The organism is Saccharothrix hoggarensis (assembly GCF_052936025.1).
Genome location: NZ_CP193624.1, coordinates 4,699,734 through 4,715,755, shown reverse-complemented (window position 1 = coordinate 4,715,755; position 16,022 = coordinate 4,699,734). Strand labels below are relative to the sequence as shown.

The 16,022-nt window shown below is 73.3% G+C and carries 12 protein-coding genes; 9 read left to right on the top strand and 3 right to left on the bottom strand.

Going from position 1 to position 16,022, the window contains the following annotated elements; all coding sequences use genetic code 11:
* Window positions 1–241 precede the first annotated feature (241 nt).
* From ACRAKH_RS21215 to ACRAKH_RS21200, 4 genes are all read left to right on the top strand, one after another.
* Window positions 242–1,402: an epoxide hydrolase family protein gene (locus ACRAKH_RS21215; protein WP_380723300.1), complete on the top strand. Its 1,161-nt coding sequence runs from the start codon at window positions 242–244 to the stop codon at window positions 1,400–1,402.
* Between the two features lie 11 nt (window positions 1,403–1,413).
* Window positions 1,414–2,424, top strand: a complete 1,011-nt coding sequence (locus ACRAKH_RS21210; protein ID WP_380723301.1) for a methyltransferase — start codon at window positions 1,414–1,416, stop codon at window positions 2,422–2,424.
* A 215-nt stretch (window positions 2,425–2,639) separates the two neighbouring features.
* Window positions 2,640–2,906 (top strand): DUF1905 domain-containing protein, encoded by a 267-nt coding sequence (locus tag ACRAKH_RS21205; RefSeq protein WP_380723302.1) that lies wholly within the window; start codon window positions 2,640–2,642, stop codon window positions 2,904–2,906.
* Window positions 2,907–3,171: 265 nt separating this feature from the next.
* The gene (locus ACRAKH_RS21200; RefSeq protein WP_380723303.1) at window positions 3,172–4,455 is read left to right on the top strand and encodes a cytochrome P450; all 1,284 of its coding nucleotides are present in this window, start codon (window positions 3,172–3,174) and stop codon (window positions 4,453–4,455) included.
* 83 nt (window positions 4,456–4,538) lie between these two features.
* On the opposite strand, the gene ACRAKH_RS21195 is transcribed toward ACRAKH_RS21200, so the two are convergent.
* The gene (locus ACRAKH_RS21195; RefSeq protein WP_380723304.1) at window positions 4,539–5,255 is read right to left on the bottom strand and encodes a class I SAM-dependent methyltransferase; all 717 of its coding nucleotides are present in this window, start codon (window positions 5,253–5,255) and stop codon (window positions 4,539–4,541) included.
* A gap of 99 nt (window positions 5,256–5,354) precedes the next feature.
* Window positions 5,355–5,780, bottom strand: a complete 426-nt coding sequence (locus ACRAKH_RS21190; RefSeq protein WP_380723305.1) for an enediyne antibiotic chromoprotein — start codon at window positions 5,778–5,780, stop codon at window positions 5,355–5,357.
* Window positions 5,781–6,160: 380 nt separating this feature from the next.
* On the opposite strand from ACRAKH_RS21190, the gene ACRAKH_RS21185 reads away from it, so the two are divergent.
* A complete protein-coding gene (locus ACRAKH_RS21185) occupies window positions 6,161–11,980 on the top strand; it encodes a type I polyketide synthase (RefSeq protein WP_380723306.1) in 5,820 nt (1,939 codons plus the stop codon).
* Window positions 11,981–12,038: 58 nt separating this feature from the next.
* Window positions 12,039–12,488, top strand: coding sequence for an acyl-CoA thioesterase (locus ACRAKH_RS21180; protein ID WP_380723307.1), 450 nt, complete (start codon window positions 12,039–12,041; stop codon window positions 12,486–12,488).
* 143 nt (window positions 12,489–12,631) lie between these two features.
* Here ACRAKH_RS21180 and ACRAKH_RS21175 read toward each other — a convergent pair whose 3' ends face one another.
* Window positions 12,632–12,982, bottom strand: coding sequence for a hypothetical protein (locus ACRAKH_RS21175; RefSeq protein WP_380723308.1), 351 nt, complete (start codon window positions 12,980–12,982; stop codon window positions 12,632–12,634).
* A gap of 68 nt (window positions 12,983–13,050) precedes the next feature.
* Between ACRAKH_RS21175 and ACRAKH_RS21170 the strand changes: the two genes are divergently transcribed.
* From ACRAKH_RS21170 to ACRAKH_RS21160, 3 genes are all read left to right on the top strand, one after another.
* Entirely contained in the window at window positions 13,051–13,740 is a 690-nt protein-coding gene (locus tag ACRAKH_RS21170) for a hypothetical protein (protein WP_380723309.1), read from the top strand.
* Window positions 13,741–13,753: 13 nt separating this feature from the next.
* Window positions 13,754–14,713: a hypothetical protein gene (locus ACRAKH_RS21165; protein WP_380723310.1), complete on the top strand. Its 960-nt coding sequence runs from the start codon at window positions 13,754–13,756 to the stop codon at window positions 14,711–14,713.
* A gap of 72 nt (window positions 14,714–14,785) precedes the next feature.
* The gene (locus tag ACRAKH_RS21160) at window positions 14,786–15,955 is read left to right on the top strand and encodes a PucR family transcriptional regulator (RefSeq protein ID WP_380723311.1); all 1,170 of its coding nucleotides are present in this window, start codon (window positions 14,786–14,788) and stop codon (window positions 15,953–15,955) included.
* The last annotated feature ends 67 nt before the right edge of the window (window positions 15,956–16,022 follow it).

The following is a 16,022-nucleotide window of genomic DNA, read 5'->3' as shown; positions in this document are numbered from 1 at the left end:
GAAAAGGAAATCGGCTGTGGGTCGACGGTAGGTCGCCGGCGCGTCCCGCGATTACTCTTGGAATGCGGTCCCGATCCTTTTCCGGACGATTCTTCTCCGTTCTTGCGCCGTCCTCGCGGGGCTTGTCGGAAGCCTTGCCGGGCGTTCGGCCGCGTCCGTAGCTTCGGCTGGAGTCGCGCGTGCCGCCCCGCCTCGGGGCGTGACCGGAACAGCCTCGACATCAGCGCATGAGGAGCCTCGGATGGAACCCTTCCGCATCGACATCCCACAGGTGGCCCTGGACGACCTCAACCGGCGGCTGGCCGCGACGCGGTGGCCGGCGGACCCCGTGGACGCGGGGTGGAGCCGGGGCGTGCCGCAGGCCTACCTGCAGGAGCTCGCCACGTACTGGCAGACGTCGTTCGACTGGCGTGCCGCCGAGGCGAAGCTCAACCGGTTCCCGCAGTTCACCACCACGATCGACGGCGCGAACATCCACTTCATCCACGTCCGCTCGCCCGAGGCTGACGCGACGCCGATGATCGTCACGCACGGCTGGCCGGGCTCGCCCGCCGAGTTCCTGGACGTCATCGACCAGCTCACCGACCCGCGGGCGCACGGCGGCGACCCCACCGAGGCGTACCACCTGGTCATCCCGACCCTGCCCGGCTTCGGCTTCTCCGGCCCCACGCCGGACGCCGGCTGGACGTTCGGCCGCGTCGCCAACGCCTGGGGCGAGCTGATGGACCGGCTCGGCTACCAGCGGTACGTGGCCCAGGGCGGCGACATCGGCGCGTGGATCTCCGAGATCCTCGCGCACATGCGCCCCGACAACGTGATCGCGCTGCACGTCAACTTCCTCGTCACGCCGCCCAGCGGCGACCCGGCCGAGCTGGCGGGCCTGGCCGAGGCGGACTTCGCCCGGCTCGGGCTGCTCACCCGGTACGCCGACGAGCTGTCCGGCTACATGAAGCTCCAGGCGACGCGCCCGCGCACGCTGTCCTACGCGCTCACCGACTCGCCGGTCGGACAGCTGGCGTGGATCGCGGAGAAGTTCAAGGACTGGACCGACTCGGACAAGACGCCCGACGACGCCGTCGACCGCGACCACCTGCTGACCAACGTCGCCATCTACTGGTTCACCGCCACCGCGGGCTCCTCGGCGGACTTCTACTTCGACAACGCGGCCATGCTGCCGACCGCGTCGACCCCGCCGCCGGCCGCGCCGCCGCTGCCCGTGCCGCTCGGCGTGGCCGTCTTCCCGCACGACCCCGCGCTGCCGATCCGCGCGCTGGCCGAAGCCCGCTACCCGCGGATCGCGCACTGGGCCGAGTACGACCGCGGCGGCCACTTCGCCGCGATGGAGGAGCCCGACCTGTTCGTCGGCGACCTCCGCGAATTCGCCCGCGCGCTGCGGCGGTAGGAAGGAATCCGATGGCACAGCACGTCAAGCGCGCCGGGTTGCTGACCCTCGCGGACCTCGCCACCCCGATGGCGGTGCGCGTCGCGGCCACGTTGCGGGTCGCCGACCACATCGCCGCCGGCCGGCGCACGGCGGAGGAGATCGCCGACGCCGCCGGCGCCCACGCGGGCGCGCTCGACCGCCTGCTGCGGCACCTGGTGACCGTCGACCTGTTCACCCGGGACGACGACGGCCGGTACGCGCTCACCGCGTTCGGCGAGCAGCTGCGCGACGACCACCCGGCCGGCAAGCGGCAGTGGCTCACCTCAGACGGCGCGGTGGGCCGCGGCGACCTGGCGTTCGTGGAGCTGGCGCACTCCGTCCGGACGGGGCAGGCTTCCTACCCCGTCCGGTACGGGCTGTCGTTCTGGGACGACCTGGGCGCCGACCCGGTGCTGTCGGCGTCGTTCGACGCGCTGATGAGCCGGCACATCGAGCGGGACAACAGCGGCATCGCCGACGCCTACGACTGGGCGTCGCTCGGGCACGTGGTGGACGTCGGCGGCGGTGACGGCAGCCTGCTCGCCCGGCTGCTGACGGCGCACGGCGAGCTGCGCGGCACCGTCGTCGACCTGCCGGGGCCCGCGGGGAAGGCCCGCGAGCTGTTGCGCGAGCGCGGCCTCCTCGGGCGCGCCGACGTGGCGCCGGGGAGCTTCTTCGACCCGCTGCCCGTCGGGGCGGGCGGCTACGTGCTGTCCGCGATCATCCACGACTGGGACGACGAGCCGGCGGTGAAGATCCTGCGGCAGTGCGCCGACGCCGCCGGCGACGACGGCGTCGTGCTCGTCATCGAGGCGATCGGCTCGGACGGCGAGTCACCCAACACGGTGATGGACCTGCGCATGCTCGCGTGCGCCGGCGGCAAGGAGCGCGGCCTCGCCGAACTCCGGGCCATCGCCGCGAGCGCTGGTCTGACCGTGCGCGGGGTCCACCCGGTCGGCCACCCGTCCGTCACGTCGATCATCGAGCTGGCCCGCGAGTGATCACGTCGGGCGCCGGCGACCGTTTGACGACGCGCCACCGGGTGCGGTATCCCGATCGCGCACAGAAGAGCGGGTCGAGCATTCCGTGAATCGGTCACGGCGCCTTATGTGAATCCGGCATGTTGCGCCTGTGAGTCCATCACGTCGGTCGGGAAACCGACCGAATGACGACTCGGCTTTGCTAGTCTCGCAGGTGGCCGAAGCAGGAGGGAATCATGGAGGAAAAGAAGTTCACCGCGAAGCTGGAGACGACTGCGGACGACGGGGCCTGGACGTACATCACCTGGCCCGAGTCCGCCGAATTCTTCGGCACCCGCAAGTCGGTCAAGGTGGCCGGCACCATCGACGGTCAGGAATTCAAGACGTCGTTCCTCCCGATGGGCGGCGGGGTCCACATGCTGCCGGTCAAGGCGGCGATCCTGTCCGCCATCGACAAGAAGGCGGGCGACACCGTCGAGGTTCACCTGAAGGAACGACTCTAGAGCCCGTTCGGAGCCAAGTCCTTCTCGGAACCCGGCCCGCGCCCACCCCGCGGCGGAGCCGGGTTCCGTGCTGTCGGGCCGATCTTCGCCGCCCGTAGCTCGCTTCCCGCAATGCACAGCCCGCACATGCGCAGCCCGCACATGCGCAGCCCGCGACGCGCAGCCCGCACCGCGCGGCACGTCATCCGCAGTCCGGAATTCCCCAGCCGTGTTTCGTCGGCGGGGAGCAGCCGGGAACTCGTCGTTCACGAACATCGGAGGAGCAGTGGACACAACGGCTCCCGACCTCGGGATGGATCTCGCCGAGGCCGCCCGCGACCCCGATCTGGCCGTGCTGGCCGAGGTGCTGCACACCACCGGCCCGGTGGTGCGCGCGCCGTACCCCGCCGGCGGGTACGTCTGGGTCGTCACCGAGCCGGGCATCGCCCGGAAGGTGCTCTCGGACACCCGGCTGGTCAAGGACGCGGCGCTGGCGCCACCGCACTGGACCGAGGTGTTCACCGTGCTCGGCACGCGTTCCCGGCCCCACCCCGGGCTGATCGCCGTGGAAGGGGCGCAACACCGCCGGCTCCGCAACGTGCACGCGCCCGCGTTCACGCCGCGCCGCATCCGCGCGCTGGAGCCCCGCATCCGGGCCGCGTGCGACGAGCGGCTGGACCGGATCGCGACCATGGGCGCGAACCCCGTCGACGTCGTCGCCGAGTACTGCTACCCGGTGCCGCTCACGGTGATCGGCGAGCTGCTGGGCATCCCGCCCACGGCCCACGCCGACCTGCGCCAGGCCACCGAGGACATCGCGTACGGCGCCGAGCACTCCGTCCGCAAGGCCGGGCGCGCGCTGCTCGCGCACTGGGTGGAGCGGGCCGTGGAGAGCAAGCGCGACCAGCCTGGCGAGGACTTCATCTCCGACCTCGTCGCGGTGCACGAGGCCGATCCGGACCTGTTGCAGGCCGAGGAGCTGACCGCCGCCGTCACCGGGCTGATCTTCGCCGGTCACGAGACCACGGCCGGGCTGCTCGCGTCGCTGCTGATGACGGTGGTGACGGACCCCGAGGCGCGGGAGGCGGCGAAGACCGACGCCGGCGCGGCCGCGCTGGTCGAGGAGACGCTGCGGCTGTTCCCGCCGGTGCCGAACACGACCTGGCGGTTCGCGGCCGAGCCGCTGACCATTGGCGGCCACGAGGTGCCGCGCGGCGCGGCGGTGCTGGTCAGCATCCTGGCCGTGAACCGCTGCCCGGTGAACCACGGCGCGGTGGACGGTGCGGAGAACGGCGCGGAGAACGGTGCGCCGTCCGCCGAGCGCGACCACCTGAGCTTCGGCTACGGCCCGCACTACTGCATCGGCGCCGGGCTGTCCCGGACCGAGGCGAGGATCGCGGTGCGCGCCTTCGTCGACCGCTTCCCCGACGTGAAGCTGGCCGTGGACCAGTCGGAACTGACGTGGGACAGCAGCCTCCCGCTGCGCCGGTTGCGCTCGCTGCCGGTCAGCCTGACGGCCGACCACACCAGCGGTTCCGACCACGTGGAGGACTCCGGCCGCGCCGCATGAGGGTTTCCGTCCGCGGCGAGACGGAAAGGGGCGGTGCGGCAATCAGCCGCACCGCCCCTTTTCCGTGCTGTGACCACGCCTGGCTACGACGCTTCCCCCGACCACGTGTCGGGGCGCGCGATGAACGTCCACCGCGACCGGTTGTTGTTGCCGAGGTTGCGTGCCTGCCGGGAACCGGTGAGGCCCGCTTCCCTCGCCAGCTCCACCACCTCGTGCTCGTCCAACCGGGTCAGTCCCAACCGCTTGCGCACCCGTGCGTACGGCGATGCCGCATTCCGCGCGAGGGCACGGAGAGCGGCGAGGACGAACCCGTCCCGGGCCGCGAAGCGCAGCAGTTCCGCGGTGTCGGTCACCAGCCCGACGCGGCGCGGGATGATGTCGCCGATGACGAGGACGCCGTCGTCGCCGAGCAACCGGCGCGCCTCCCGCAGGAAGGCGGCCAGCTCCTCCGGTGACAGGTACTGCACCACCGAGTGGGCGACGACGAGGCCGATCGACCCGGACGGGAGGCCGGCGAGCCCGTCCGGGCCGATCACCGAGACGCCGGGACTGGCGGCGAACCGCGTCACCAGCCGGTCCCGGATGCTGTCCGCCGCCTCGCACAGGATCACTCCCGCGCACGCCGCGGCGATGTCGTCGGCGAACAGCGCGTCGCCGGGGCCGTAGTCGAGCACCCGGCTCGTCTTCGCGGGCAGCAACCGGATCACGTCGTCCGCGATGGACCGGAAGTGGCGCTCCCGGTGCCGGTCGTTGACGTACGTGCCCTGTGCCCGGTTCCACTCGTCGAGCCAGGTCGACATCGATCCTCACAGTCCCACGGTGCGGTCACGCGTCGACACCGCGCGCCGGGCCCCGTGGTGACGGTGGTGATCAGGCAGCGATCAGGTGTTGACGGTGGTTCAGGCGAACGAGATCGGCACGCCGCCGGGGCCGTTGCCCGCGGCGTCGGAGACACCGACCGAGCACTGCACGGTGGTGCAGTCCACGGTCCCCCAGGTGGTGCCGTCGAAGAGGACGCCGGTGAAAGTCTTGCGCACGGTCAACGGGCTGTCGAGAGATCCCGCCGAATTCGCCGTCGCCCGCGTGAACGTCTCAGGGGCGCACGCCAGCACGCCGGCCTCCACCCAGGCGCACTCGCCGACGTCGTAGGTCGTCCCGGCCTGGAGTCCCGTGGCGGACACCTGCACGGTGGCGCCGTCGGCCAGGCCGGAGGAGGGGGTCACGGTCAACGCCGGCGCCGCGGAGGCGGTCAACCCGCCCGTGGTCAGCAGGCCCAGCACCACGGCGGAGCCTGCGACGATCCTGGCCGCGTTCTTCCCGATCATGAGAGATGTGTTCCTTCCCTGTGGAGAATGTGATCCCGGCAACCGGAGCGAAGTCGAGCGATCGCTCTCCGTAGCCGCTCCACCAACATCGCAGTCGGATCAATACGTTGTCAATGATTCAGGACCACAATTTAGAGGAAGTCCGCCGCGATAGAACCCATATAATTGGCGGCCATTTCCCCGGCCTTCCCGCGGTGATTCCGCGACCTCGGTCGACGCGCCCTCCGGGGCGGCACTATCGGAGAAGACTTCCGCCGTGCGGCAGCGCATGCTGGTCACCTGGCACACGTCTGAATGGCGGCCAGCACACCGCGGAAGTACCGGATCACGTCGCCGGGTCGGGGTGGTACAGGAAAGGCTGGAACGACGGAAGGTCGTCGATGGGCAGCGAGCGGATCGCGATTGTCGGTATTGGGCTGTGCTATCCGGATGCCGGTTCCCCCGGCGAGCTCTGGGAGAACGTGCTGGCCGGGCGGCGGGCGTTCCGGAGGCTGCCCGACGAACGGATGAACCGGCGGGACTACTGGTCGCCGGACCCCGAGGCGCCCGACCGGTTCTACGCCGAGAAAGCCGCCGTGCTGCGCGACTTCGAGTTCGACCGGGTGAAGTACCGCGTCGCCGGTAGCACCTACCGCGCCACGGACCTCACGCACTGGTTGGCGCTTGAGGTGGCGTCGCGGGCGCTGGCGGACGCCGGGTTCCCGGACGGGCGGGGCCTGCCGAACCACGCCACCGGCGTGGTGCTCGGCAACAGCCTCACCGGCGAGTTCTCCCGGGCGAACGTCATGCGGCTGCGCTGGCCGTACGTGCGCCGCACGGTGGCCGCCGCGCTGGCCGCCAAGGGCTGGGGCGACCAGGAGACCGCCGCGTTCCTGGGCGACCTGGAGGAGCAGTACAAGGCGCCGTTCCCGCCGATCAACGAGGACTCGCTGGCCGGCGGGCTGGCGAACACCATCGCCGGCCGGATCTGCAACCACTTCGACCTGCACGGCGGCGGGTACACGGTCGACGGCGCGTGCTCGTCGTCGCTGCTCTCGATCGTCACGGCGGCGAAGGCGCTGGTGGACGAGGACGTCGACGTGGCGCTCGCGGGCGGCGTCGACCTGTCGATCGACCCGTTCGAGGTCATCGGCTTCGCCAAGACCGGCGCGCTCGCCACGGGCGAGATGAAGGTCTACGACCGCGACTCCAACGGCTTCTGGCCCGGCGAGGGCGCCGGCCTGCTCGTGCTGATGCGCGAGGAGGACGCGGTGGCCGCCGGCAAGCGGATCTACGCGACGATCGCGGGCTGGGGCGTGTCGTCCGACGGCAAGGGCGGCATCACCCGCCCCGCCGCGGAAGGCCACCGCCTGGCGCTCACCAGGGCGTACCGCAAGGCGGGTTACGGCGTCGAGACCGTGTCGTACTTCGAGGGCCACGGCACCGGCACCGAGGTCGGCGACGCCACGGAGATCGAGGCGCTGTCCACGGCCCGCCGTGCCGCCGACCCCACCGCGCGGCCGGCCGCGCTGAGCACCGTCAAGGGCAACTTCGGGCACACCAAGGCGGCGGCGGGCGTGGTCGGTCTGATCAAGGCCGCCCTCGCCGTGCACCACCAGGTCATCCCGCCCGCCACCGGTCACCACACCCCGCACCCGCTGCTGACCGACGCGGACGCGGCGATGCGGGTGCCGAAGGACGCCGAGCTGTGGCCGTCCGACGAGCCGGTGCGCGCCGGCGTGTCCGCGATGGGCTTCGGCGGCATCAACACGCACGTGGCGATCGAGCAGGCCCCGGACGTCCCCCGCCGGAGGGAGCTCGACGCCACCACGGTCGAGCTGGTCAGCGGACGGCAGAACGCCGAGCTGCTGCTGCTCGACGCGGCCGGCCTGGACGGGTTGCGGGCGCGGGTCGCCCAGCTCGTCCAGGTCGTGCCGAAGCTCGCCATGGCCGAGATCACCGACCTGGCCGCGGCCCTGGCCGACGAGCTGGGCGGCCACCCCGTGCGGGCGGCCGTCGTGGCGTCCGGGCCGGAGGAGGCCGAGCGCCGGTTGCGCCGCCTGCTGACCGCGATCGACGCGGGCCAGGAGAGCCTCTTCGCGCCGGACGAGGGCGTCTTCCTCGACCACCGCTCCACCGCGCCGAGCATCGCGTTCCTGTTCCCCGGGCAGGGTTCCGGGCGGGGCGCGGTCGGCGCGATCCGCCGCCGGTTCGCCGCGGCGGAGGAGGTGTTCCGGTCCGCGGGCCTGCCGGTCGACGGCGACCAGGTGGCCACGGAGGTGGCGCAGCCGCGCATCGTCACGGGTTCGCTGGCCGGTCTGCGCGTGCTGCGCGGCCTCGGCATCGAGGGCGACATCGCCGTCGGGCACAGCCTCGGCGAGCTGACCGCGCTGCACTGGGGCGGCGCGATGGACGAGGCCAGGGTGCAGCAGCTGGCCCGCATCCGCGGCGCGGTGATGGCTCGGGCGAGCAAGGGCGGCGGCGCGATGGCCGGCCTGGCGGTCGGCCCGGACTCCGCCGAGCGGCTGATGGCCGGCGAGGACGTCGGCATCGCCGGGTACAACAGCCCCAGGCAGACCGTGATCTCCGGCCCGGCCGACGCGGTGGACCGGGTGTGCGCCAGGGCGCGGGCCGCCGGCGTGCAGGCCAGCCGGATCAACGTCTCGCACGCGTTCCACTCGCCGCTGGTGCAGCCCGCGGCGGTGGCGATGGCCGAGCACCTGGCCGACTTCGAGTTCGACCGCCTGAGCCGGCCCGTGGTGTCCACCGTGACCGGCGAGGTGCTGCACGCGGCGGAGGACCTGCGCGAGCTGCTGCCGGACCAGGTGCTGCTGCCGGTCCGGTTCCGCGAGGCCGCCGCACGGGCGGTCGAGCGCGCCGACCTGGCGCTGGAGGTCGGCCCCGGACGGGTGCTGGCCGGGCTGCTGGCGGAGATCGCGCCGGGCACGCCGGTGCTGTCGCTCGACACCGACAACAACTCCCTGGTGCCGCTGCTCTCCGCGGTGGGCGCGGCGTTCGCGCTCGGCGCGGACGTGGACACGGCCGCGTTGTTCGCCGGCCGCGTGGTGCGCCCGCTGCCGCTCGACGGCACGATGACGTTCCTGGCCAGCCCGTGCGAGGCGGCTCCCGCGCTGGACGCGGGCCTGGCCGAGCTGGACCAGCCCGTCGCGGTGGAGGCGCCGCAGGCGGACCGGCCCGCGGTGGCCGGCGCCGGGGCGAACCCGACGCTGGAGCTGCTGCGCAAGCTCGCCTCCGAGAAGGTCGAGCTGCCGCTGGAGACGATCAGCGCGGACACCCACCCGCTGGACGACCTGCACCTCAGCTCGATCACCGTCGGCCAGCTGGTGAACGAGGCCACCCGGGCGCTCGGCCGGCCCCCGTTCGAGGCCATGCCGAACTTCGCCACGGTCTGCCTCGGCGAGCTGGCCGAGATGATCGACGAGCTGGCCGAGACCGAGCAGGACAAGGAACCCGCGTCCGGCGAGGTCGCCGGTGTCGCGCCGTGGGTCCGCCCGTTCGCGGTGGACTGGGTCGAGGCGCCGCCGCCCTCGGTGGAGGTCGGCTCCGGCACCCCGACCGGCGAGTGGACCGCGTTCGCCACGCCGGGGCACCCCCTGGTGGAGCCGCTGCGGGCCGCGTTGGCCGAGGCGGGCATCGGCGACGGCGTGCTGCTGTGCCTGCCCGCGGACTGCGACGCGAGCCACGCCGGGCTGATGCTCGACGCCGGCCGCACCGCGATGGCCGCCGCGACCGGCACCCGGTTCGTCGTGGTGCAGCAGGGTCTCGGCGCGTCGGGCCTGGCGAAGACGCTGCGGCTGGAGGACCCGTCCGCCCGCACCACGATCGTCGAGCTCGCCGACGTCACGCCCACCGACCCCGTGGTCGTCGCCGCGGCGGTGGCCAAGGTGACCCGCGAGGCCGCGGCCACGGCGGACTTCGCCGAGGTGCGCTACGACGAGGTCGGCCGGCGCTGGGTCCCGGTGCTGCGCGTCTTCACCCTCCCCGCGGAGGTGGGCGGGTCCCCGCTCGACGCGGCGGACGTGCTGCTGGTGACCGGCGGCGGCAAGGGCATCACGGCGGAGTGCGCCCTCGCCATGGCGAAGGACTCCCACGCCAGGCTCGCGCTGCTCGGCCGGGCCGACCCGGCGCACGACGAGGAGCTGGCCGGCAACCTGGCCCGGCTCGACGCCGCCGGCATCGAGTACCGGTACGAGCGCGCCGACGTGACCGCCGCCGACCAGGTGGCCGCCGCGATCGAACGCGTCCAGCGCGAGCTGGGCCCGGTCACGGCGGTGCTGCACGGCGCGGGCCGCAACGAGCCGGCCGCGTTGTTCAGCCTCACCGAGACCGCGTTCCGGGCCACGCTGGCGCCCAAGGTCGACGGCCTGCGGGCCGTGCTGGACGCCGTGGACCAGGACCGGGTCAAGCTCCTGGTGACGTTCGGCAGCATCATCGGCCGGGCCGGCCTGCGCGGCGAGGCGCACTACGCCACCGCCAACAGCTGGATGAGCGAGCTGACCGAGCGGTTCCAGCGCGAGCACCCGAACGCCAGGGCTTTGGCGCTGGAGTGGTCGGTGTGGTCGGGCGCGGGCATGGGCGAGCGGCTCGGCGTCGTGGAGGCGTTGAAGCGGGACGGGATCACGCCGATCTCGGCGGAGAACGGCATCCAGGTGCTCCGCAAGCTGCTCGGCACGAATGCCAGCGGCACGCTCGTGGTGAGCGGCCGCGCGGCGGGCCTGGTGACGTTGCCGCTGGAGCGGGCCGAGCTGCCGCTGACGCGGTTCGTGGACCGCGCCGTCGTGCACTACCCGGGCATCGAGCTGATCACCGAGGCGGACCTCGGCTCCGGCAGCGACCCGTACCTCGACGACCACCTGCTGGACCGGCAGCTGCTGTTCCCCGCCGTGCTCGGCATGGAGGCCATGACGCAGGTCGCCGTGGCGGTGACCGGCAACACCGCGCCGCCGCTGCTGGAGGACGTCGAGTTCCTGCGGCCGATCGTGGTCCCGCCGGACGGCAGCACGACGATCCGCCTGGCGGCCCTGGCCGGCGACGGCGGCACGGTGGACGTGGTGCTGCGCAGCTCGGAGACCGGGTTCAGCGCCGAGCACTTCCGCGCCAGGCTGCGGTTCCCGCGGCCGGAGGTCCCCGGCGAGCCGGCCACCGGCGAACCGGCGCTGCCGCTGGTGCCGGTCGACCCGGTGACCGAGCTGTACGGCACGGTGCTGTTCCAGGGCAAGCGGTTCCAGCGGCTCACCGGGTACCGGCGGGCGAACGCGCGGCACGCGGTCGCCGAGATCGCGGTCCGGCAGGAGTCGACGTGGTTCGCGGCGTTCCTGCCGCAGCAGCGGCTCCTCGCCGACCCCGGCGCCAGGGACGCGATGATGCACGCCATCCAGTGCTGCGTCCCGGACGCCACCCTGCTGCCGCAGCGGATCGAGCGGCTGTACCTCGCGAAGCCCGCCGACCAGGACGTGGACTACCTGGTCCTCGACGCGCGGGAGCGGTCGCAGGACGGCGACAGCTACGTCTACGACCTCGACGTGCGGACACCGTCCGGCGAGGTGGTGGAGCGCTGGGAGGGGCTGACGCTGCGCGCGGTGCGCAAGCGCGACGGCGCGGGCCCGTGGACGCCGTCCATGCTCGGCTCGCACCTGGAGCGGTCGCTGGAACGCGTGCTCGGCGGCAGCCGCGCGGTCGTCGTCGAACCGGACCCGGCCGACGGGGCGGGCGGCACGGTCGAGCGGCGGGCGCAGACGCGGCTCGCGGTGAGCCGTGCGGTCGGTGTGCCCACTCGGGTGGGGTACCGGCCGGACGGGAAGCCGGAACTGGACGGCGCCTCGGTGAGCGCGTCGCACAGCGCCGGGCTCACCCTCGCCGTGGTCGGCTCCGACGTGCTGGCGTGCGACGTGCAGGAGGTCGCCCACCGGAGCGCGGACGACTGGTCCGGGCTGCTCGGGCCGGACCTGCTGCCGGTGCGCGACCTGCTCGTGGCCGAGGCCGGCGACCCGGTGGACGTGGCCGCGACCCGGCTGTGGAGCGCGATCGAGTGCGTCCGCAAGACCGGCGAGTTCACGCAGGCGATCACCGTCGAGCGGGTGCACGCCGACGGCTGGGTGCTGCTGCGGTCCGGTCGGGCGCTGATCGCGACCTGGCCGACCACGTTGAGCGGTCGCCGCGCGCCCGTGGTGTTCGCCGTGCTCGCCGGGGAGGCGGCGTGAGCGGGACCGTCCTCCACCAACCGGACACGAGTGTCCACAAGGCACAAGGAGCGATTCGGTGAGCGACTACTACGAGCTGCGGCACACCGTCGGGTTCGAGGAGACCAACATCGTCGGCAACGTCTACTACGTGAACTACCTGCGCTGGCAGGGGCGGTGCCGGGAGATGTTCCTCCAGGAGAAGGCCCCCGCCGTGCTGGCGGAGGTGCGCGAGGACCTGAAGCTGTTCACGCTCAAGGTGGACTGCGAGTTCTACGCCGAGATCACCGCGTTCGACGTGCTGTCGGTGCGGATGCGGCTGGAGGACCTGACCCAGACGCAGGTCCAGTTCGCGTTCGACTACGTGCACCTGAAGGGCGACGAGGAGCACCTGATCGCCCGGGGCAGGCAGCGGATCGCGTGCATGCGCGGTCCGAACGGGGCCACGGTCCCGACCCGCGTGCCCGAGGCATTGCGCGCGGCCCTGGCGCCGTACGCGACGGACGTGGCGGTGTTGGCGAAGTCCTAGCCGGGCAGTCCTGCCGGGGGAGTCCTGGTCGGGCGAGTCCTGGTCGGGCGGGTGTGGACGGGACGGGTTGTCGGCGTCGGGGTGGCCGGCAACCCGTCCGCGCGTGGCCGGTCACCCGCCCGTCGCGCCGGGCGTCCGCCCGTTCAGGGCACCCGCCCGACCGCCGGCACGTTGTCCTCGCTGATGTACCGGTCCGGGTCGGTCAGCGGGTGGTCGGGCGCGTCCGGGTCGAGGTAGCGGCGCCACTCCGGGCTCAGGCGCCGGCCGCGGTCGAGCGCCGCTCGGCAGGCGTCGTCGCCGAGCGCCGCCCGGCACCGGGCAGTGATCCGCCGGACGTCCCCGGCCTCGCCCTCGGGCAGCGCCGCGCCCGCGTTCTCCCGCGCCGCCGCCGCGCCGAGCAGGTTCGCGGCCCGTTCGTGGTGCCCCATCAGGGTTTCCGCGCCTGCCAGGCCCTCCAGGCTCAACGCCACCGCGTGCGGGTCGCCGCTCGCCACGGCCGCCGCGAACCCCGTTGTGCCACACTCGGGTGGGGGCGGTGCGTCGACGGTGGGGAGCCGGTCTGGTGGCTGGGGGTCGCGGCGGGTTGTCCGCCGTCTCGGTGGTGTTGTTGGCCCCGGCGTTGGCGTTGCTCGGGAACCTCGCGACGAACACCGTCGAGGTCTCGTGGCGCTGGTGGTCGTTGACGGTGTGGGCGGTCGTGGCGCTGCTGGTCGTGGCCACGGTGTGGGTGGAGGTCTCCCGCGCGCGCTCTCGGGCCGTGGACGCCGACGATGATCCGCTCGACGACGATCCCGCCGACGGCGAGCCGGTGATCGTGACGTCGCAGTTCCTCGACGTCGACTACTCGCGTGACGACGTGACCGGCTCGCTGATCCCCGTGAGCGGCCACGTGCTGCGGCTGGTCGTGGAGAGCCGCAGCCGACGCCGGGTGGTCCTGCGGTCGCTGCGGCCGGAGGTCGTGCGCCGGGAACCCGCCCGCGGTCGGTTGCTGCCGCACGCCGGGTCGATCCGGACCAGGGCGTTCCGGCTGGACCTGAGCGACGGCGCGCCCGTGCTGAAGGCCTTCACGCGCCAGGACGACTTCCCGCTGTGGGTGAGCCGGGACGAGCCGGAGGTGATCGACGTCCGGGTGGTCAACACCGACGGCGTGGTCAGCTGGCGGCTGTTCCTCGACTGGACCGTGGACGGCCGCAGCGGCAGCGTCGCGGTCGACGCCGGCGGCCGGCCGTTCCAGACCGCGCGACGACCCTGAGAGGGGATGTGACATGGCCAGGTGGTTCGGGCGCCGTGACCAGCGGGACCGGGGGCAGGAGGGCGGGCAGCCGCACGGTGGGCAGCCGCACGGTGGGCAGCCGCAGAAGCCGCTCTTGGAGCAGCTCGCCGAGGCGATGGGGGTGGGCGTGGCCGGACCGGTCAACGACATCCACCTGTCGCCCACCCAGCACAAGGTGCACGATGCGATGATCACCCGCCCGAGCGGCCTGGTCGCGGTGCTGGAGTCGCTGAGCCAGTGCTCGCAGCTCATCCCGCCCGGCGTGGTGGAGAACCCGACGACGCTGGAAGTGCCGGTCACCGGACACAACGTGGTGCTGTCGCTGGTCAACGACGCGAAGGGGCCCGTCGTCGTCACCGACTTGCGCGCGGTGTTCACGTCGTTCCTGACGTACGACTTCCCCGCGCAGCTGTTCGCGTCCGCGCCCGGCCCGATGGCGGTGCTCACCGAGGACCTGCGCACGTCGGCCGAGGAGTCGGTGGGCGGCAACAGGCCGCTGGAGAAGCCGCACTACGAGGTCCACCTCAGCGCCGGCGTCCGCCCGCTGGTCGTGGAGGCCCTGCTGCCCGACGGTGAACGCCCCCGCGAGCAGGTCCCCGTCCCGCTGACGCTGGAGCCGGGCGGGACGGCGCGGATCGTGCTCGCCCCGGTGACGCACCTGCCGGAGTGCATCGGGTGGCGCCTGGTGCTCCGCTGGCTGGAGGACGGCGCGGAGCTGTACGCGGCCTGGGACCTCCTGGTCACCGGCAACACGTGCTGGCGGCAGACGGACCCCGCCGGCGAGTCGGGCCCGCGCCCCGCCGGCGACCTCGGCCACTGGGATCCGCACACCTACTACCGCAAGGGCCACGACATCTACCACGACCGCCTGGAGATGACCGTCCAACCGACCCCCGCGTGGTCGGACGCGATCCGCCGGGCACGCGAGCAGGCCACTCCGCCCACGCCGTGACGCCGCGTCCACCCGGCAGGGCGGACGGGCCACCGGGTGGGCGTCCGCGCGCCCGGTTGCGAGACTTCGCGCATGGCACGGAAGAAGCGGGCGGCGTCCGCGCCCGAGGTGGACCTGTTGGCCGACGTCGCCGTCCGGGCGAGCCGTGACGCGCAGGGCGTGCCCGCGGACCTGCTGGAGGGCTACCTCGACGACCTCGACGAGGTCAGCGTGACGGGGCGGCAGCCGGGGCCGGACCGGTTGCGGGTCCGGCGCGAGGCGGGCGCCCGCGCGGCGGTGCAGGGCGTGTCCCTGCGTGGCGTGGTGGACCTCCACCTGAGCGCCACGTGGCTGGCCTGGTCGTCGTTGTCGGGCGTGCGGCGGGCTTCCGGCGCGGACGGTGTCCGCACGGCCGGTGAGGCGGTCTTCAAGGCCGCCGACGCGGCCGTGATGGCGGTCGCGGAAGGCTACGAGAGCGCGCAGCGCTGGTCGGTGCGCCAGGAGGAGTCGTTCCGCCGGGAGTTCGTCGACGACCTGCTCGACGGCCGCAACCTGGGGCAGCTCGCGGAACGGGCCGAGCGGTTCGGGCTGCGGCTCGCGGGCAGCAACGTCGTGGCCGCCGTCCGCACCGCGTCGCCGGTGGTCGACGGCGGCGAGGTGGCCCGCGCCGTGGAGACGTCGCTGGACCTGCGGCTCGGCTCGCGGGACGTGCTCGTCACGACCAAGGACGGGCTGCTGGTGTGCGTCGCGCCCGAGGCGATGGCGACCGTGCCGGACGAGTTCACGCGGCAGGTCGCCGCGGTCCTGGGCGCCGACGACCCGTGGCTGGTGGGGCTCGGCCGCGCCCAGTCCGGCCCCGGTGGCGTCGTGCGGTCGTTCGAGCAGGCCCGGTACGCGTTGGACATCGCCGAACGCCTGCGCCTGCCGGGCCGCCTGCACCGGGCCGCGGACCTGCTCGTCTACCAGGTGCTCCTGCGCGACAGCGCGGCGCTGGCCGACCTGGTGTCCGTCGTGCTGGAGCCCCTGCGCGGCGCGCGGGGCGGGGCGGAGCCGCTGCTCGACACGTTGTCCGCCTTCTTCACCAGCGGGCAGAACGCGACCGCGTGCGCACGCGGCCTGCACCTCGGCGTCCGCACGGTCACCTACCGCCTCCAGCGGGTCAAGGAGCTGACCGGCTACTCCGTGGACGACCCGGCGCAGGCGTTGTCCCTCCAGGTCGCGGTCCTCGGCGCGCGGCTGCTGGGCTGGCCGGGACCTGCGTGATCAGGCTCGGTGACGTGCTTCCTTGCCGGGTTCCGGCAAGGAAGCGAGCGCCGCGCCGGCCGGGTGG